Below are 20,741 nucleotides of genomic sequence, written 5' to 3'. Positions count from 1 at the left end.
CTTCCGATCCGAGCGACCGCCGCTGGCGACTGCGTCGCGGACGCGGCGGCCGCTCGGACGCGAGCCGGGCCGCGAACGGGCAATGCTCGGTCTCGCTTCGCTCGAAAAAGGTGGTTGAGGTGAGTGGTCGCGTCGTCGGTGACTCTGGGTTGGATGGGTGCGGTGCGGGGTGCGGTGAGCGACGGTTCCGGGCCGGATGCCTGGGGCGCCGGGGTGCGGTGAGCGGCCGTTCCGGGCCGGATGCTGGCGGTGCTGGGTTGTCGTGCACGGCGGTATAGACGAGACAGCTGCGCCGCGGGCCGTGCATTCCGCTCGAGCGTGCGCTCCCGGGGCCGTGGGCGGCCGGTAGATCTGCGGGCATGCGATTCGTGCCCTGTGCGCCGTCGGGGTCGGATACGTCGCACTGGACCGATGAGTTCTGTGGACGGTGGGCGTCTGTATCGGTGGCACGAGTTCATTTCAGGCAGGAGACCAGCGATGACGACACCGAAGAGCAGCAAGCCCGGCGATCCCTGCTGGGTCGATCTGTACAGCTCCGATCTCGATCGGAGTATCGCGTTCTACCGCGAGCTGTTCGATTGGACCGCGGAGAGCGCGGGCGAGGAGTTCGGCGGGTACGTCACCTTCCGCAAGGACGGGCGCGCGGTGGCGGGCGCCATGGGCAGGATGCCCGGCGACACCGACAGCCCGGAACAGTGGACGGTGTATCTGTCCAGTTCCGACGCGCGGGCCACCGCCGACGCGGCGACCGCGGCGGGGGCGTCGCTGGTCGTGCCGCCGATGGCGGTCGGCGAACTGGGCACGATGGCCGTGCTGGGCGACGTGGGCGGTGCGGGCGTCGGCATCTGGCAGTCCGGGACGTTTCCCGGATTCGAGACCATGGGCCTGGTCTCCGGCGGCCGCTGGCGCGAGCACGCGGGCGCGCCGTCCTGGTTCGAGCTGCACACCCGCGCCTACGACGCCGCGCTGACGTTCTACCGGGAGGTGTTCGGCTGGTCGGACGTCTTCACCATTTCCGACGCTCCCGAATTCCGCTACTCCACGATCCACGCCGAGAGCCCGATGCTGGGCGGCGTCATGGACGCCTCGGCCTTCCTGCCCGAGGGCGCACCCGCGGGCTGGACCGTCTATTTCGGCGCCGACGACGTGGACAAGACCGTCGAGCGGCTCGTCGAACTCGGCGGAAAGGTGCTCTCCCCGCCCGAGGACACCCCCTACGGCCGCATGTCCGCGGTCACCGACGCCACCGGCGCACGGTTCAGCATCGGCGGCAACCGCGCGTGACGCGGACGGTCCGCACGAAGACTCCCCGCAACTCCGCCTCGTCGTGCGGGCCCATGTTTCACTCGTACCTAGGCTGCTTCTCACACGGGATTCGCGCGCACGAACTCCGCCATAATGTCCTCGATGCTCGCGACAACCGACAAATTCTCACCGGTGAATTCTTCGAATCGAGTCGTCAATTCGTCGCACAATGCGACGAACGGCTCGTCTTCGAGGTCGGTGAACAATCTCATTTCCGAGATGTTCCGCGCCCCGAGATAGGGGGCACGATACCCTCCGCTGACGGCGTATGCCTCGTTCAGGCAGATCAGGAAAATTCCCGTCAGCGGACGCGCCGACACTCTTCTCTGCTGGAAGAACTGCGTCACCCCATCGGTTATTCGATCAGCGTTCACCAAGTCGAGGGTGTCGGCGTCCAAACCTTTCATCTCTCCGGCAACGCTGTCGAGCGCCGCCAACCGCAGGCGATCGAATGCGGTGAATCCGTCCATCGAGCCGACAGTCGCGATGGCGCTTTGTGCGCGGATGGCATGCACCGCCAGAGCATGACTGGAAGATTCGCCACAGAAAACCCGACCGCAGAAACGGACCATCTCCGTCAGATCGAGCCGCAGTCGTGACAGCGGTTCCTCGATGGCGTCCTCACTCCGCCTGGCAGCAGCGACCAGTTCGCGTCGACGTGTCCCCATCTGCGTTCAGCACCCCGTTCGAGGGAATTACATGGTCGCGCAGGCGAACCACTCATTGTCCCGCGGCTCAGTACAGACAGTGAGGATATCGTTGCCGCGGTTCGTATCGTAGGCGAGCTTCGCCCGGCTGCTCGTGCCGTTGTACTGGAGTATGTGCTGTTTGTGACCTGGTTTGTTACCATCCCGGGGGAAGCCGAAACTCACCAACCGGTCCATGCAGTCCAAGAATGCTTTCGGATTGACGAACGGATCGTGCCCGCCATCGATCATATGGCGCAACGCATAGCACCGAAACTGCATCTTGGAGCCGTTCGGATGAACGGCGCCGTACAGTATCCGGCTCTCGTTCATGGAGCTGCCATCCGCATCGCACGCCGCCATATCGGCCGCGAACTTCTCGTAGTCGAATTTCGATCCGGGCGGAGGCGTCGCAGACGCCCCGCCACCTCCAGCAACGGTACAGACAACCGTGAACAAGAACAACGCAAGCCGAATGGAACGCAGTCTCATGATTCCCCCTTTTTGTTGTCGCGCAACTCCCCGTCGCGACCGCATCGAAACAGCAACATGGGCAGGCCTCGTTCGAAAGAAGCGGCCGAGTCGCTCCGCATGGAACGCGTCGAAAACCACGTCCGGTGCCCACCGCTCCCACCTCACCCTCGGGACGACCGGCGCCGACATGTACCCTCACTCGCATGCCGGTGAGCGACGTGATGCATGGACGCACCCGAATTCGCGCGATCCGCCATCGGAACAGCGCGGCCGGTCACCGGTTGCGGGCGGTCGTAGCGGCGGGCGCGGCGATTCTCGTGGCGGGATGCGGCGGCACCACCGACGACTCCGCTTCCATCGTGCGCACCACCACCAATATCGCGGGCGCGGGAGTGGTGGGGCTGGAGCGCGACACCACCCGGGCGTGCGCGCTGCCGAGCGCGCCGGATCCCGGTGAGGCCACCCGCAGCGTCACCCACGCGGCCGGCGTCTCCGAGGTGCCCGCCGACCCGCAGCGCATCGTCGTGCTCACCACCTCAGCGCTGGACGCGGTCTGCGCGCTCGGCCTGTGGGAGCGGGTCGTGGGCACGGTGACCATGGACGGGCCGAGTCCGCAGCCCGCCTACCTCGGCACCGGCGTGCTGAAGATCCCCGGCGTCGGCACCGCCGAGCAGCCCGACCCGGCCCGGATCGCGAACCTGCACCCTGATCTGATCCTGGGCGAGGTACCCGCCGGCGCAGCGACTTTCACCGCGCTGCAGGCCATCGCCCCGACCGTGCTGGTCGGCTCGAACAACAGCTGGCAGGCCGAGTTCGCCGCGTTCGCGGCGGGTCTTGGACGGCGCGGGGCGGCCGAGACCGCACTGCAGAACTACCGCACCGAGGCGCGCGACACCGGCGCCGCCTTGGCGGCGGGCCAGACCCAGGCCTCGGTCGTGCGGTTCACCGCCGACACCGAACGGGTGCAGGGCAGCGACAGCTTCTCCGGCCAGGTGCTCGGCGACGCGGGCGTGCAGCGTCCCGCGGCCCAGCGCGGCGCCTCGTTCGACGTGCGCGAGGACGAGTTCGCCACGAAGGTGGAGGGCGACGTCGTCTACGTGATCCTCGCGGGCCCGGAGGGCAAGGAGCACGGCGAGACGGTGCTGCGCACCGACGCATGGAAGCACCTCGGCGCCGCCACCGATCGCCGAGTGTTCGCCGTGGAGGACAGCGTCTGGCACGGCGAGGGCCTCACCGCCGCCCGCGCCCTGCTCACCGATCTGCGCAACACGCTCAACGGCTACGTGACCGACTGACCCCACACCCTTGGGTGGGGTTTCCCCCACCCTGGGAGTGCGTGGACCAGCGCTGGGGTTGCTGTCGAAAAGCGCTCTCGAGGACGAGATTCAGAGGTACGCCGAGAACCTCTCAATCGACCCCGAGGACACGACATGCACACGCTGACCGATTCGCTCGCCGACAACCTGTACGTCCTGCCGCAAGCGCAGTCCGTCGCCGAGGTCGATCCGCAAGCGGTCGTGGCGTCCGTCGCCGATTGCGACCTCACCTACGCCGAACTCGATCGCTGGTCCAACCGCCTCGCCCGGCTGCTGCTGGCCATCGGCGCGGGACCGGGCACCCGCGTCGCGGTCGCGATCGACCAGCCGATCGAGTCCGTGGTGGCCGAGCGGGCCGCCACCAAGATCGGCGCCATCACCGTCCCGGTCACCGGCGACCGCTCCTACGCGCTCGGCACCCCGGTGGGCGTCACCACCAAGGATCAGCAGCCGGAGCCCGCGGACGAGATCACCTGGCTGGTGCTGGACGAGCGCTCCACCTTGCAGCGCTACCTGGCCAGTTCCGCCGCACCGCTGCGCGCGGCCGATCTGGATCTGCTCCCGAAGACCGCCTGACCGGGCACTGCCTCCTCCCCCGCGACCCGAACAGCGATGTTCGGGTCGCGCAGTGTGCGCAATACCCCCGCAGCGCCGGCCGCACCGGTTCAGAATTGAGTTGCCGCGTGCTGTGCGGCGGCAGGTACTACCGCTACCGCGGTGGCTACGGGCGGTCATTGCCGGATAGCCCGACCGCGGTCAGAACGTAGGACACGTCATGCAACAGCCTTCCCTTTCGGCGAAAAATCCGGACACAGTTCTCCCCGACGGAGCCTTCGCCCTGTCGGCGGCGCAGCGCGGCATCTGGTTCGCCCAGCACGTCGCGGGTGCCACGCCGATCTCCATCGCCCAATACGTCGAACTGACCGGGCCGATCGACCTCGACCTGCTCGCGCGGTCGGCGCGGCAGGCCGGGCGCGAGTTCGGCACCGGCTACCTCCGCCTGATCGAGGTGGAGGGGCATCCGTTCCAGTTCGTCGACCCCACCCTCGACGACAGCCTGGAAACGCTCGACTTCCGCGCCGAACCCGATCCCGAGGCGGCCGCGCACGCGTGGATGCGGGCGGAGTACGAGGCGCCGCTGGAGTTGACCCGTGACCGGCTGGTCCGCATCGCCATGCTGCGCGTCGGCGCGGACCGCTGGTTCTGGTACTCGCGCATCCATCACATCGTGCTCGACGGCATGGGCGCGCTGACCATGGTGCAGCGCACCGGCGAGCTCTACAACGCCGCCGTGGAGGGCCGCGAGGCGCCGCCGGCGAAGGCGGAGGACCTGCGCAAGATCGTCGAGGCGGATCTGGCCTACCGCAGTTCGGAGCGCTTCGGCGCGGACCGCGAGCACTGGATCGCGCACCTGGACGGCATGGCCGACCCGGTGAGCCTGGCCGGGCGCACCGCGCGCGTGGACGGGCATCCGAGCCGGGTCACGGGCGCGCTGCCCGCCGAGACCGCGCGACTGCTGGACGCGGTGGCCGAGCAGGTGTCCTCCGGCGTCGCGCCGACCGTGGTCGCCGCGTTCGGCGCGTACCTGTCCGCGATGACCGGCGCGCCGGAGGTCGTGCTGAGCCTCCCGGTGTCCGCGCGCACCACCGCGACGCTGCGCCGTTCCGGCGGCATGATCGCCAACGTGGTCCCGCTGCGGCTGCGGATGACGCCGGCCACGACGGTCGGCGACGTCATCCGGGCGGCCCAGGGTGAGCTGACCGGGGCACTGCGACGCCAGCGTTACCGGCAGGAGGACATCTTCCGCGATCTGGGCTGGCCGATGGACGAGGCCGGGTCGTTCGGCCCCTCGGTGAACCTGATGATGGTCGACACCAGGATCCAGCTCGGCCCGGTCACCGGGCGGTTGCACGTCCTGACCTCCGGGCTGATCGATGACCTGTTCGTCAACCTGTATCCCGGCGTCGGCGGCGAGAGCACGCATATCGACTTCCAGGCCAACGGCAACCTCTACAGCGATTCCGAACTGACCGGCCAGCACCGGCGCTTCCTGTCGTTCCTGCACCGCTTCCTGGCCGCCGGACCGGACGCGCCGCTGGCGAGCGTGCCGGTGCTGTCCGAGGACGAGCGCGCCGACTTCGCACCCGCCCGCGGGCCGGTGGGCGTCGCGGCGCGCACTCTGCCCGCCATCCTCGCCGCGGGCGCGGCCCGTGATCCGCTGGCGACGGCGCTCGTGGAGGGCGAGACCGCGCTGACCTACCGCGAGGTGGACGACTACACCAACCGGCTGGCCCGGGTGCTGATCGCCGCGGGCGCCGGACCCGAGCGCACGGTGGCGATCTCCATCCCGCGGTCGGTCCGCTCCGTGCTGGCGACGCTCGCGGTCGCGAAGACCGGCGCGGCGTTCGTGCCGATCGACCCGACCTATCCGGCCGACCGGATCGAGCACATGGTCGGCGACAGCGGGGTGGTCGCGGGCATCACGATCGCCTCCGCGCGGAAGTCGTTGCCGGACCGGGTGTCCTGGCTCATCCTCGACGACGAGGGCACCGAGCGAGCGGTCGCCGAGCGGGACGCCGCAGCGTTGACCGACGCCGAGCGGACCGCCGCGGTGCGACCGGACCAGGTCGCGTACATCATCTACACCTCCGGCTCGACCGGCCTCCCCAAAGGCGTGCTCGTCTCGCACCGCGGGCTGGCGAATCTCGTGGCGAGTTCCGGCGCCGGGTTCGGCGTCGACGCGGATGCCGTCGTCGCTCACGCGGTGTCGCCGAGTTTCGACATCTCGGTCGAGGAGATCCTGGTGACGCTCACGGCGGGCGCGACGCTGGCCGTGGTGCCGCCCTCGGCGTACGCGGGCGAGGAGCTGGCCCAAGTGCTGCGCGCGCACCGGGTCACACACCTCAACGTCACCCCGGCGGTCGTGGGATCGCTGGACCCGGCGACGCTGCCCGAGCTGCGCACCGTGATCGTCGGCGGCGACGCCTGCCCGCCCGAGTTGGTCGCGAAGTGGTCGGGGCGCAGGCTGTTGAACGGCTACGGCCCCACCGAGACCACCATCACCGTGACCCTCAGCGCCCCGCTGACGCCCGGCGGTCCGGTCACCATCGGCGGTCTGGCCCGCGACGTGTCGGCCGTGGTCCTCGACCCCTGGCTGCGTCCGCTGCCGCCGGGCACCACGGGTGAGCTCTACCTCGCCGGGCCCGGTGTGGCGCGCGGCTACCACCGGCGCAACGGGCTGACCGCGGACCGGTTCGTGGCCAATCCGTACGCGATCGGTGAGCGCATGTACCGCACCGGCGACCTGGTGCGCTGGGTCGGCCACGACGGGCGCGTGGAACTGGAATATCAGGGCCGCAGCGACTTCCAGGTGAAGGTGCGCGGCTTCCGCATCGAACTGGGCGAGATCGACGCCGCCCTGCAACGCCATCACGACGTCGACTTCGCGCTCACCCTCGGCGTCGAAACCGGCTCGGGCGCCACCGCTCTCGTGTCGTACGTGCTGCCGAAGCCGGGCACGCAGCCGCATCCGGAAGCTCTGAAAGCCGCTGCGGGCGAGTCGCTTCCGTCCTACATGGTGCCCGCGGTGATCATGGTGCTGGACAGTCTCCCGCTGACGCCGCTGGGCAAGGTGGACCGCAAAGCGCTGCCCGCACCGGAGTTCGGCGGGCGCACCAGCACGAGCAGGCCGCCGTCCACGCCCCGCGAGGAGACGCTCGCCGCGCTGTTCGCGGAAGTGCTCGGCCTGGAATCGGTGGGCGTGGACGAGAGCTTCTTCGCGCTCGGCGGCGACAGCATCGTCTCGATCCAGCTGGTGTCGCGGGCGAAGGCGGCCGGACTCGGGTTCGGCGCGCGGGATGTCTTCGAGCGCAAGACCGTCGCGGCGCTGGCCGCGGTGGCCACCGACGTGCCGACCGGCGCGGTGCACGAGCTGCCCGGCGGCGGAGTCGGCGAGGTGGAACTCACCCCGATCGTGCACTCGATGCTCGAGACCGGTGACACCTGGCGGCGGTTCGCCCAAGCGGTGCTGATCGAGCTGCCCGCCGAGAGCGAACGCGCGAGTCTGGTCGCCGCGCTCCAGGCCCTGTTCGACCGGCACGACCTGCTGCGTTCGACGCTGCGCCGCACCGGTGACGGCTGGAGTTGGGTGGTCGCCGAGCCCGGCGCGGTGAACGCGGGCGCCCTCCTGGAAGCCGTGACCGCGGACGCGGACCTCGAGACGACCTGCGAGCGTGCGCTGCAGCGCGCCGCCGACCAGCTCGACCCGGAGACGGGCGTGATGGCGCGTTTCGTGTGGATCGAGCGCCCCGATGCGGCGCCGCTGCTGTGGCTGGTGCTGCACCACCTGGTCACCGACGGCGTTTCCTGGCGCATCCTGCTGCCGGATCTGGCCACCGCCGCGCTGGGCGCCGAGCTCGCGCCGGTCGGCACGTCGTTCCGGCGCTGGGCGCACGGACTGCGCGAGCACGCGGCCACCCGCACCGGCGAGCTGCCGCTGTGGCAACGCGTGCTGGCCACGCCCGATCCCGCGCTCGGCTCGGCGCCGATGGATCCGGCTCTCGACGTGGTGGGTTCCATGGCCCATCTGACGACCGTCGTGCCCGCCGACATCGCGCACACCGTGCTCACCACCGCCCCGGATCGTTTCCACTGCGGCGCCGACGACGTGCTGCTGGCCGGGCTCGCGCTGGCGGTGGCCCGGTGGCGCGGACGCACCGCGACGCTGTTCACGCTGGAGGGCCACGGCCGCGCGGAGAGCGTCCTGCCGGGCGCGGATGTCGCGCGCACGGTGGGTTGGTTCACCAGCGTCTACCCCGTCGCGGTCGACCTGACCGGCATCGATGTGGCGGACGCGTTCGCGGGCGGGGACGCGGCGGGCGCCGCGATCAAAGCCACCAAGGAACAGCTGCGCGCCCTGCCGGACAAGGGCATCGGGTTCGGCATGCTGCGCTATCTGGTGCCGGACACCGCCGCGGCGCTCGCGGACGCGCCGACGCCGCAGATCAGCTTCAACTACCTCGGCCGCGCGTCCACCGGCGGGGAGGCCGAGCCGTGGCTGCCGCGCCGGTTCGCCGCCACCCAGGACGACCGCGCGCCGCTGGCCGCCGCGGTGGATATCAACGCCGTGCTCACCGACGCCGGTCTCGAGGTGACCTGGGCCTACGCCGGACGACTGTTCGACGAGGCCGATCTCGGCGAACTCGCCGCGCTGTGGGAGCAGGCGCTCGGCGCGCTGGCCGGGCACGCCGCTTCCGCGCGCGCGGGCGGACGCTCCCCGTCGGACTTCGACCTGGTCGCCGTCACCCAGGCGCAGATCGACGCCTGGGAGCGCGACTACCCGACCATCGCCGACGTGTGGCCGCTCTCGCCGCTGCAGTACGGGCTGCTCTTCCACGCGCTCTACGACTCCGACACCGCCGACGGCTACACGGTGCAGTCGCTGCTCACCTTGGCCGGGACGGTCGACGCGGCCCGCTTGCGCCGGGCCGCGCAGGCTCTGGTCACCCGGCACGAGAACTTGCGCGTCGCCTTCGTCGAGACCGAGGACGGTCCGCGTCAGCTCGTCCTGGCCGACGCCGAGATCGAATGGCGGGAAGCGGATCTCACCGGGATCGCCGACGCGCAGGAGCGCGAGCGGGAGGCCGACCGGTTGATCGCGCTGGATGCCCGCACTCGGTTCGAGCTCACCCGTCCCCCGCTACTGCGCTGCACGCTGATCCGGATCGCCTCGGACACCTACCGTTTCGTGCTCACCAACCACCACTTGGTGCTGGACGGCTGGTCGACGCCGCTGCTGGTGCGCGAGCTGCTCACCCTCTACGTCACCGACGGTGACGCCGCGGCGCTGCCGCCCGCGCACTCCTACCGTGAGTTCCTGACCTGGCTGGCGACCAGGGACGATGCCGCATCCCTCGCGGCGTGGACCGAGTCGCTGGCCGGTATCGACACGCCGACCCGCGCGGTCCCCACCCTCGCCGGCATCGAATCGACCGAGACCGGCATGATCTCCACCGACCTTTCCCGCGACACCGTCGCCCGGCTGGAGATCGCGGGCCGGGAAGCGGGCGCGACGGTGAACACCTTGGTGCAGGCAGCGTGGGCGATGCTGCTGGCCATGCTCACCGGCCGCACCGACGTGGTGTTCGGCGGCACCGTCTCGGGACGGCCGCCGGAACTGGGCGGGGTCGAGGAGATGGTCGGCCTGTTCATCAACACGCTGCCGGTGCGGGTGCGCCTGGATCCGGCGGAGAAGGTGGCCGACCTGCTCGCTCGCGTGCAGTCCGAGCAGGCGCGGCTGATGGACCATCAGCACGTGGGACTGGCAGCCATCCACCAGGCGGTCGGGTTGGCCGAATTGTTCGACACGCTCACCGTGTTCGAGTCCTACCCGATCGATCGCGAAGCGCTCTCGCAGGCGCTGGACATCGCGGGCATGCGGGTGCTCGATGTGGAAGGCACCGACGCGACGCCGTATCCGCTGAATCTCATGGTGATCCCGCTGCGCGGCGACGATGGCCGCGACACCCTGCGGATCACGCTGAAGTACATGGCCGACCAGCTTCCGGAGCAGGCGGCGCGGCCGCTGCTGGACCGCTTCGTCCGGCTGCTGACCCAGCTCGCGGACAACCCGCGCGCGCTGGTGTCCCAGCTGCAGTACTGCGACGACGCCGAGCGCGCCGCGCTGGTGCCGGTGCGGGGCCCGGAGTCGGTGCCGCAGGCCACGCTGCCCGAACTGCTCACCGCGGGCGCGCGGATCGATCCGGACGCCATCGCGATCACCGCGGGCGCGCTCACCATGACCTACCGCGAACTCGACGCCTGGTCCAACCGCTACGCCCGGGTGCTGCTGCGCCGCGGCGTCGGGCGCGAGGTGTTCGTCGTGCTGGCGCTCACCCGCTCCCTGGAATCGGTGGTCGCGGTGTGGGCGCTGGCCAAGACCGGAGCGGCGTTCGCCCCGCTGGACCCGAACTACCCGGTGGAGCGCATCGAGCACATGCTCAGCGATTCGAAGGCTCCGATCGGCGTGACGGTCACCGCGACCGGCGAGACGCTGCCCGGCACGATCGACTGGCTGCTGCTCGACGACCTCAACACCATCCGCCGGGTGATGACCGTGTCCGAGGCGCCGATCACCGACGAGGAGCGCGGCGGCCCGATCGACCTGGATCAGACGGCGTACCTGATCTACACCTCCGGCTCGACGGGCAAGCCGAAGGCCGTGCTGCTCAGTCACCGCGGCATCGCGAATCTCGTGACCGCGCAACGGGAGACGCTCGGGCTCGACCACACCGCCAGCGCGCTCCAGGTGGCCTCGCCGAGCTTCGACGCCTCGGTGTTCGAGCTGCTCACCGCGCACGGCGCGGGCGGCAGACTGGTGGTGTCACCACCGGACGTCTACGGCGGGACGGAACTGGAAACGCTGCTGCGCACCCAGCGCGTCACCCACGCGGTGATCACGCCGTCGGCGCTGGCCACCATGGAACCCGCCGGACTGGAACACCTGCGCGTGCTCGCGGTCGCGGGCGAGGCGGCCACACCCGAGCTGATCGAGCGGTGGGCGCCGGGCAGGCGCATGGTGAATCTGTACGGCCCCACCGAGTTCAGCATCTGGGCCACCGGGCCGGGCGAGCTCGTCGCCGGCGAGCCGATCACGATCGGCGGACCGATCCGGGGCGCGGCCACCGTGGTGCTGGACGCCTGGCTGCGTCCGGTCCCGGTGGGGGTGCCCGGCGAGCTGTACCTGGCGGGTCCCGCCCTCGCGCGTGGCTACTTCAACCGGTACGAGATGACCGCGAGCAGGTTCGTCGCCGACCCCTTCGGCGAGCCCGGCGGGCGGATGTACCGTACCGGCGACATGGTGCGCTGGGTCGACAACGGCGACGGGTACGAACTGGAGTATCTGGGCCGCAGCGACTTCCAGGTCAAGATCCGCGGCCTGCGCATCGAGCTGGGCGAGATCGACGCGGTGCTCTCCCGCGACGACGAGGTCGAGTACGCGGTGACCATCGGGCGCGCCGGCCCGGCAGGCGCCACCGTGCTGGTCTCCTACGTGCTGCCCGCCGAGGGCGTGCGGCTGGACGTCGAGCGGCTGCGCGCGCAGGTGGCCGCCGAGCTGCCCGGGTACATGGTGCCCGGCTACCTCGTCGTACTGGACACCATTCCGCTCACGCCGGTCGGCAAGCTGGATCGCAAAGCCCTTCCGGTGCCGGACTTCTCGGAGGACCATCGGCCTTACCTCGCGCCGAGCACGCCGGTCGAGGAGGCGGTGGCCGCCGTGTTCGGCGAGGTGCTCGACCGCGAGCGCGTCGGCGTCGACCAGTCGTTCTTCGAACTCGGCGGCAATTCGCTGAGCGCGACGAAGGTGGTGGCGCGGGTGAACGCGGCGCTGGGATCACGGATCGCGCTGCGCGATCTGTTCGACGCGCCGACCGTCGCCCAGTTGTCCGCCCGGGTGGTGCCCGCCACCGGCGCGGAGCCAGGCCGGTTCGCCCTCGCGCCGCGGTTCCGGCCGGATCGCGTGCCGTTGTCGCCCGCGCAGCAGCGCATGTGGGTGCTCAACCGGATGGATCCGGCTTCGCCCGCCTACAACATCGCGGTGGCACTGCGGCTCACCGGCGACCTGGACGTCGAGGCGCTGCGCGCGGCGCTCGTCGACGTGGTCGACCGGCACGAGAGCCTGCGCACGCTCTATCCCGCGGACGCGGAGGGGCCGCGTCAGGTGGTGGTGGACGCGGACGTGGCCGTGCCCGCGATGCCGGTGACCGACACCGAGGACGGCGCCCCGCTGCGCGAGCGGATCACCGAGCTGGCGGGAACCGGATTCGACCTCGCCGCTCAGCCGCCGCTGCGGGTGGGCCTGTTCCGCCTGCACGGCGGCGCCGAGCCCGCACCGACCGCGGCACCGGTGTCGTCGGCTCCGTCCACCGGCGCCGCGCCGGTCGCGTCCGGGCCCGTCGCCGGGACCGCGCCGGTCGCGTCCGGCTACACCGCGGGCCCGGAGGCGATCGCGGCCGCCACGCCGCCGGTACACGTCGTCGTGCTGGTGGTGCACCACATCAGCGCGGACGGCGCGTCGATGGCGCCGCTGGCCGCCGACCTGGTCGCGGCCTACTCCGAGCGGGCCCTCGGCGGACACGCCGCCCGCGTCCCGCTGCCGGTGCAGTACGCCGACTTCGCGCTCTGGCATCGCGAGGTGCTGGGCGACGAGGCGGACCCGCAATCGCTGGCGGCGCGCCAGATCGGCTTCTGGCGCGAGACCCTCGCCGGCGCGCCCGATGTGCTGGAACTGCCTGCCGACCGGCCGCGCCCGGCGGTGCAGACCATGCACAGCGCCGACTTCGGCTTCACGGTCGACGCCGAGACGCATCGAGCGCTGGTGGAATTCGCGGCCGCGCACGGCGTCAGCCCGTTCATGGTCGTGCACGCCGCGCTCGCGGTGCTACTCGCACGCTTGGCCACCACCGACGACGTACTGATCGGCACGCCGGTCGCCGGACGCGGCGAGGAAGCGCTCGACCAGCTCGTCGGCATGTTCGTCAACACTTTGGCGCTGCGCACGCCGGTCGATCCGGGCGCGGGCTTCGCGGCGTTCCTGGACACCGTGCGGTCCGCCGACCTGGACGCGTTCGCCCACGCGGACGTGCCGTTCGAGCGATTGATCCAGGTGCTGGATCCGGCTCGCTCGACCGCCCACCACCCGCTGTTCCAGGTCTCGCTGTCGTTGCAGAACTTCGTCGAACCGGTGCTGGAACTGCCCGGCCTGCGGTTCGAGGTGGAGGACTTCGAGCGCGACGCGTCCCAGTTCGACCTGACCCTGGATCTGCGCGAACGCTTCGCCGACAGTGGTCCGGCGGGCATCGACGCGGTGCTGACCTACGCCACGGACCTGTTCGACGAGGCGACGATGGCCGCGTTCGCCACCCGCTGGCGGCGCGTGCTCACCACGGCGCTGACCCGGCCCGAGATCCGCATCGCCGACATCGACATCCTCGGCGACGCCGAACGCGCCACGCTGGTGCCGGTGCGCGGTCCCGCGCCCGCCGCGACCACGACGCTGCCGGAACTGCTGGCCGACACCGCGCGGCGGTATCCGGATCGCGTCGCCCTCTTGGTCGGCGGGCACATCACCACCTACGCCGAGATCGATGCGCACGCCAATCGCCTGGCCCGTGTCCTGCTCGAGTCCGGCGGCGGGCCGGAAACCGTTGTCGCGCTGGGCCTGCCACGCTCAGCGGAACTGCTCACCGGGATGTGGGCCGCGGCGAAGGCGGGCGCGGCGTTCCTGCCGGTGGATCCGAAGCATCCGGTCGAGCGCATCGACCATATGCTCACCGACTCCGGAGCGACCCTCGGCTTGACCCTCGCGGCGTTGCGGCCCATGCTCCCCGACAGCACGAACTGGCTGGTGCTCGACGACCTCGACCTGGTCGAGCGGTGGAGCGCCGCGAGCGACCGCCCCGTGCGCGAGCGCGAACTGCCCCGACCCGTCCGGCCGGACAACGCGGCCTGGATGATCTACACCTCCGGTTCCACCGGCACACCGAAGGGCGTCTCGGTCTCCCATCGCGGCATCGCCGATCTCGTCGCAGCGCAACGGGACTCGCTCGGCCTGGACGAGCACTCCCGGGTGCTGCAGGTGGCCTCGCCGAGTTTCGACGCGTCGGTGTTCGAGGCGATCATGGCCTTCGGTTCCGGTGGCGCGTCGGTGGTGGCGCCGCCGGAGGTGTTCGGCGGCAGCGCGCTGGCCGAGCTGATCGACACCGAGCAGGTCACCCACATGGTGATCACGCCCTCCGCGCTGGCGACCCTCGATCCCGCCGAGGTGACCAGCGTCCGGGTGCTCGCGGTGGCGGGCGAGGCGGTCGGCGCCGAGCTGGTCGAGCGCTGGGCCACCGGGCGCACCATGGTCAACCTGTACGGGCCCACCGAATCGACCATCTGGGCGACGGGTTCCGCGCCGCTGGAGCCGGGCGCCCCGGTGTCCATCGGCACACCGGTGCAGGGCGCGCAAGTGCTGGTCCTCGACGACCGGCTGCGCCCGGTCCCGTTCGGCGTGGCGGGCGAGCTGTATCTCGCCGGACCGGCGCTGGCGCGCGGTTACCACGCGCGGTCGACCCTCACCGCCGCCCGGTTCGTCGCAGGCCCGTTCGGCGCGCCGGGTGAGCGGATGTACCGCACCGGTGATCTGGTGCGCTGGATCCGCGGCGAGGCGGGGCCGGAACTGGAGTATCTCGGCCGCACCGACTTCCAGGTCAAAGTGCGCGGACAGCGGATCGAGCTCGGCGAGATCGACGCGGTGCTCGGCCGCGCCGACGGCGTGGACTTCGCGGTGACGCTCGGCGTGCCCGGCCCCACGGGGGCGACCGCGCTGGCCGCCTACCTGGTGCGCACGCCCGGGTTCGAGCTCGACGTCGCGAAGGTGCGCGCCTTCGCCGCCGACATCCTGCCCGGCTACATGGTGCCCGCCGCGTTCGTCGTGCTGGACGAGATCCCGCTCAACGCGGTCGGCAAGCTGGACCGCAAGGCGCTGCCCGCGCCGGAGTTCGTCGCCGACCGCACCGAATACCGCGCGCCGGTCACGCCGACCGAGCAGCAACTCGCCACCATCTTCGGCGAGTTGCTGGGCGTGCCGCGGGTGGGCGCCGACGATTCCTTCTTCGCGCTCGGCGGCGACAGCATCCTGGCGATCCAGCTGGTCTCGCGCGCCAAACAACAGGGCATCACCTGCACCCCGTTGCAAGTGTTCGAGCACCGCACGGTGGCGGCGCTGGCCGCGGCCGCCGACGCCGCGGGGACCGTGCCGACGTTGGACGAGTTGCCCGGCGGCGGCGTCGGTGAGCTGCCGCTCACGCCGATCGTGCACTACATGCTGCACCGCGGCGGGAACTACGACCGCTTCGCCCAGACCGCGGTGCTGGAACTGCCGGTCGGCATCGAGCGCGCGCAGATCGTCGCGGTGCTCTCCGCCGCGATGGACCGGCACGACATGCTGCGCGCCCGGCTGATGACCGACGGCGACGGCCCGCGTCTGCTGGTCGGCCCGCCCGGCTCCGTGGACGTGGACGCGCTGGTGCACCGCGTCGAATGCACCGCCGTCGATCCGATCGATCTGCACGAGTTCGCCATGACCGAACTGGACGCCGCGGCCGACCGGCTCGATCCGGCCGAGGGCACGGTGCTGCAATTCATCTGGCTGGAGCCGGTGGGCGACGCCGGCGCGCGCACCCGACCGGGCCGGCTGATCGTGCTGGCGCACCATCTGGTGATCGACGGGGTGTCGTGGCGGATTCTCGTGCCGGATCTGGTGGCCGCGTGGGCGCAGGTGTCGGCGGGCACCACGCCCGTGCTCGCGGAGACCGGAACGTCGATGCGGCGGTGGGCACACGCGCTGGCCGACGAGGCGCGCTCCGAACACCGCGTCGCCGAACTGGCGTACTGGCACGATGTGCTCGCCGCCCCCGATCCGGTGATCGGCGGCCGGGAACTCGACCCCGCCGTCGACCGGACCGGCACGCTGCGCATGATCGAACGGGACGTCCCCGCTGAGGTCACCACCGCGCTGCTGACCACCCTGCCCGGCTTGTTCCACGGCAGCGTCAACGACGCGCTGCTGGCCACCTTGGCGCTGGCGCTGGTGCGGTGGCGCGGCAGCGACCCATCGGCGCTGGTGCGGCTGGAAGGTCACGGCCGCCAGGAGGAAGTGGTGCCCGGCGCCGATCTCTCCCGCACCATCGGCTGGTTCACCAGCCTCTACCCGGTGCGCTTGGACCTGGCCGGAATCGACGTCGACGAGGCGCTGGCCGGTGGGCCCGCGCTGGGTAAGGCGATCCGCGCCGTCAAGCACCAGCTGCTCGCGGTGCCGGACAAGGGCATCGGCTTCGGCTTGCTGCGCTATCTCAACGCCGAGACCGCGCGGCAGTTGCCGGAACGGCTGCCGGGGCGAGTCGGTTTCAACTACCTGGGCCGCTACTCCACCGGCGACATCCCAGCCGGGCTGGAGGGCTTGGGCTGGCTGCCGACCGACGAACTGGGCGACGTGCACGTCGCCGAAGACCCGGGCGTGCCGCTCCAATCGGCGATCGACGTGAACGCCGTCGTGATCGGCGACCAGTTGCGGGCGAGCTTCGGCTTCCCGTCCACCCTGCTCGACGAGGCCGAAGTCACCGAGCTGGCCGAGCTGTGGATCGAAACGCTGCACGCCGCGGCTCGGTTCGCCGCGACCCCGGCCGCGCGCACCGCCGCCGAGGAGGAAGCGGCGGCCACGGCGGCGCCGGCCGTTCCGGCGGCGGGCGGGCTCGGATTGGACGTGGTGCTGCCGATCCGGCTCGGCGGCGACGAACCCGCGCTGTTCTGCATCCACCCGTCGTCCGGAATGTCGTGGACCTACCTGGGACTCGCCGACGCGCTCGCGCCCGGCCGCCCGATCTACGGGCTGCAAGCGCCCGACCTCGGCGGCCACGAACCGCCCGCCGGCTCCATCGAGGAGTTCGCCGAACGCTACGTGCGCGAGATCCGGACCCTGCAACCCGAGGGGCCCTACCACCTGCTCGGCTGGTCGTTCGGCGGTCTGATCGCCCACGCGGCGGCCGCGCGGCTGAAAGCCGAGGGCGCGGAGGTGGGCGTGGTCGCGCTGCTGGACGCCGACACCGCCGACATCGACGGCGACAGCATCGAACGGCTCACCGCGGGGTCGTTCGTGAACGCCTTCGGCGCGGTCTTCGGCATCCACGACGTGCCCGCGGACGCGACCGCGGAGCAGGCGGCGGATCTGATCCGCGAACGGCTCGGCGGGGTCTCGCTGATCGACGCCGCCACGCTGGAGCGGATGGCCGGGTCGTACAACGCCGCCGCGCGAACCAGGACCGGTTACCGCCGTCCGGTGTTCGACGGCGACATCGTGTACTTCAGCGCGGTCATCGACACTTCCGACATCTTCGGTCCCGCTGGGTGGGGGCCGTATGTGACCGGCGAGATCATCAATCACGACATCGAGGCAACCCACGACGAACTGACAGCGCCGCACGTGCTGCCGGTCATCGCGCGCGTGCTCGATGCACATCTGGGAGGCCGAGGATGAATTCCGACCAAGGAGTCGTCGTCGAAGGGATCGAGAAATCCTTCGGCGTGGTGAAAGCGTTGCGCGGAGTCGATTTCGCGGCGGAGCCGGGCGAGGTGCTCGGCATCCTCGGACCGAACGGCGCGGGCAAGACCACGACGGTGAACGTCCTGTCGACGCTGATCCGGCCGGACCGCGGCCGCGCCACCGTCGCCGGGCACGACGTGGTGGCCGAACCCGCGGCGGTGCGCCGCAGCATCATGCTGACCGGGCAGTACGCCGCGCTGGACGACATGCTCAGCGGCTACGAGAACCTCGTGATGTTCGGCAGGCTCATGGGCTTGCGCAAGCGCGCCGCCCGCGCCCGCGCGGACGAACTGCTGGCCGAGTTCGATCTCGAGCGCGCGGCGGCCCGCAAGGTCGGTACCTACTCCGGCGGCATGCGCAGGCGGATCGACATCGCCTGCGGCCTGGTCGTCCGGCCCGATGTGGTGTTCCTGGACGAGCCGACCACCGGGCTGGATCCGCGCAGCAGGCAAGGGGTGTGGGATCTGGTCTCCGGCTTCAAGAAGGCGGGCATCACCACCCTGCTCACCACCCAGTACCTGGAGGAGGCCGACGCGCTCAGCGACCGGATCATCGTCATCGATCACGGCAAGGTGATCGCCGAGGGCACCGCCGACGAACTGAAGGCGCGCACCGGCGGCAGCTACTGCGAGGTGGTGCCGCTGAACCTGAAGGACCTGCCCGCCATCGCCGCTGCCCTGGGTTCCCTGCTGCCGCGAGAGAACCGCGACGCGCTCGGCCCGGATTCCGACCGGATCGCCATACCCGCCCCGGACGGCTCGAAGACACTGCTGGAAGCGCTGCGCCGGCTGGACAGCGCGGGCGTCGACCTCGTGGACGTCGCGCTGCGCCGCCCCTCGCTCGACGACGTATTCCTCCAGCTCACCGGACATCTGGCGACCACGGAGGACTTCTCGCGGCCGGAGGTGGTCTCGTGACGGCGACGGCGACCTGGCTGAGCCGGACCCGGGCGGCGCCGCTGCGGCCGCAACAGTGGTGGGTGCTGACCACCCGGTTGATCGTGCCGTCGGTGCAGAGCGGCGAAGTGCTCACCTCGGTGCTGGCACCCGCGACCTTCACCGCCAGTTTCTACATCCCGCTGAAGACGATCATGACCGTCATCGGCACCGGGTTCAGCAGCTACGCGCAGTACATGATGCCCCTGGTCGTGCTGCAGGCCGCCGCGTTCACCGCCGTCTCGGCCGCCTTCCGCGCCGCCACCGACTCCGTCGCCGGGCTCAACCGGCGCTTCGGCTCGATGCCGATCGGCCCGCTGGTGCCGGTGACGGCGCGCCTGTCCGGCAGCGTCTTCCGCTTGGTCATCGGGTTGATCACCGCGTTGATCTGCGGTCACGTCATCGGATTCCGCTTCTACCTCGGCACCGCGGAGACGATCGGTTTCGTGTTGTTCTCGCTGCTCATCGGGCTCGCGCTGATCTGGGGCGGGGACGTCATCGGCACCGTGTCGCGCAATCCCGAGGCCACTGCGCAGGCGCTGGTGCTGCCACCGTTGATCTTCGGCATGCTGTCCACCGGGATCGCGCCTGCCGACCAGTTCCCGGCCTGGGTGCAGCCGTTCGTGCGCAACCAGCCGGTGTCCCAGTGGGCGATCGCCTTGCGCGCGTTCGCCGGTGACAGCGGACCGAACGCGGGTCAGTTGAGTCTGTCGCTGCTGGGGCCGCCGGTGGCGTGGGCGCTCGGCATCCTGGTCGTCTGCGTGCCGCTGTCGATCCGGCTCAGCTCGAGGAGGGCATGATGGCACTGCTGGCGGATCGCGGACACGAATCATGGACCGGCTCGGAAGTGTCGGTGTCGGCGCTGGTGGCGCACACGCTGATCCAGACCCAGCGCCTGCTGCTGCGCTGGGCGCGCAATCCGGTCACCCTGCTGGAGACGCTGATCATCCCCTGCCTGCTGCTGATCATGCTGAACACCGTGATCGGCGGCCAGATCCAGAAGTTCACCGGCGAGAGCGCGCTGTACGGGTCGGTGCCCATGGTCGCCCTGGTGGGCGCACTGTCCGGCGCGGTGGCGGGGGGCGTGCTGCTCGGCCGCGAACGCGACGCGGGTCTGCTCGCCCGCTTCTGGGTGCTGCCCGTGCACCGCGCTTCCGGTCTGGCGTCGCGGGTGCTCGCCGAGGGCTGCCGCATCTTCGTCTGCACCCTCGCGGTCATCCTGGTGGGCTCCGTACTGGGTTTCCGGTTCCACCAAGGCGTCGCGGCGGCGATCGCCTTCCTGTTCCTGCCGGTCCTGTTCGGCCTCGCCTTCGCCACCATCGTCACCTCCGTCGCCGTGTTCACCGCGAAATCGACGCTGGTCGAGGGCATCACCATCGTCACATCACTGATGATGTTCTTCAGTACCGGCTTCGTCCCGCTGGTGGCCTTCCCGAAGTGGATCCAGCCGGTGGTCCACAACCAGCCCATGTCGGTGGGGGTCGACGCGATGCGCGCGCTCGCCTTCGGCGGACCGCTCGCGCGGCCGCTCACGCTGACCGTCGTGTGGTCGCTCGGCGCGATCGCGCTCTTCGCGGTGCCCGCGACCATCGGCTATCGCCGGGCCAGCAGGCGCTGAGCCCCGGTCACAGCGAATGGGCGCGCGCCCGCCGAGGCGGCACCTCCGGCGGATCATTCTCGGGCCGCCGGTGACTTGCGGCACTACCGGCGATCCGGCACGGCGGGGAAACGACGGATCGGCGAGCCCGGCAACGCTTTCCCCGCCGCGCGGCCGGGGTCGTCCGCGCCTGTGTGTCGCGGTGCCGGTACGTCGGACGCGGTTCGTCGGACCTCATCTGGCAAACATCCGGCGAGCAACACCGCCCGCCGGTGCCGATGTAGT

9 protein-coding genes are annotated in these 20,741 nt (G+C 70.9%); 7 read left to right on the top strand and 2 right to left on the bottom strand.

Translation table 11 applies throughout. From position 1 onward, the window contains the following. The first annotated feature begins 477 nt into the window (after positions 1-477). On the top strand, positions 478-1,284 hold the full coding sequence (locus ACWEKR_RS24085; protein WP_452356367.1) for a VOC family protein: 807 nt from the start codon (positions 478-480) through the stop codon (positions 1,282-1,284). Positions 1,285-1,364: 80 nt separating this feature from the next. Here ACWEKR_RS24085 and ACWEKR_RS24080 read toward each other — a convergent pair whose 3' ends face one another. Further along, entirely contained in the window at positions 1,365-1,820 is a 456-nt protein-coding gene (locus tag ACWEKR_RS24080) for a hypothetical protein (protein ID WP_452356366.1), read from the bottom strand. 180 nt (positions 1,821-2,000) lie between these two features. Continuing rightward, positions 2,001-2,483 carry a hypothetical protein gene (locus tag ACWEKR_RS24075; RefSeq protein WP_452356365.1) on the bottom strand — a complete coding sequence of 161 codons (483 nt, stop codon included), beginning with the start codon at positions 2,481-2,483 and terminating at the stop codon, positions 2,001-2,003. A 185-nt stretch (positions 2,484-2,668) separates the two neighbouring features. Here ACWEKR_RS24075 and ACWEKR_RS24070 point away from each other — a divergent pair, with 185 nt between their 5' ends. The 6 genes from ACWEKR_RS24070 to ACWEKR_RS24045 all read left to right on the top strand — a co-directional run bounded on the left by ACWEKR_RS24070 (position 2,669) and on the right by ACWEKR_RS24045 (position 20,477). After that, the gene (locus ACWEKR_RS24070) at positions 2,669-3,760 is read left to right on the top strand and encodes an ABC transporter substrate-binding protein (RefSeq protein ID WP_452356364.1); all 1,092 of its coding nucleotides are present in this window, start codon (positions 2,669-2,671) and stop codon (positions 3,758-3,760) included. A gap of 135 nt (positions 3,761-3,895) precedes the next feature. Next, positions 3,896-4,357 (top strand): AMP-binding protein, encoded by a 462-nt coding sequence (locus ACWEKR_RS24065; protein WP_452356363.1) that lies wholly within the window; start codon positions 3,896-3,898, stop codon positions 4,355-4,357. Between the two features lie 199 nt (positions 4,358-4,556). Then, a complete protein-coding gene (locus ACWEKR_RS24060) occupies positions 4,557-17,858 on the top strand; it encodes an amino acid adenylation domain-containing protein (RefSeq protein WP_452356362.1) in 13,302 nt (4,433 codons plus the stop codon). Continuing rightward, on the top strand, positions 17,855-18,841 hold the full coding sequence (locus tag ACWEKR_RS24055) for an ATP-binding cassette domain-containing protein (protein ID WP_159838450.1): 987 nt from the start codon (positions 17,855-17,857) through the stop codon (positions 18,839-18,841). The genes ACWEKR_RS24060 and ACWEKR_RS24055 overlap by 4 nt, the downstream gene beginning before the upstream one ends. Continuing rightward, on the top strand, positions 18,838-19,659 hold the full coding sequence (locus ACWEKR_RS24050) for an ABC-2 transporter permease (RefSeq protein WP_195086276.1): 822 nt from the start codon (positions 18,838-18,840) through the stop codon (positions 19,657-19,659). Before ACWEKR_RS24055 ends, ACWEKR_RS24050 begins: the two co-directional genes overlap by 4 nt. After that, positions 19,659-20,477, top strand: a complete 819-nt coding sequence (locus ACWEKR_RS24045; protein ID WP_452356361.1) for an ABC transporter permease — start codon at positions 19,659-19,661, stop codon at positions 20,475-20,477. The genes ACWEKR_RS24050 and ACWEKR_RS24045 overlap by 1 nt, the downstream gene beginning before the upstream one ends. The last annotated feature ends 264 nt before the right edge of the window (positions 20,478-20,741 follow it).

The organism is Nocardia sp. NPDC004573, from assembly GCF_053602135.1.
The sequence above is the reverse complement of the archived record's forward strand: the minus strand, read 5'-3'. Positions and strand labels throughout refer to the sequence as shown.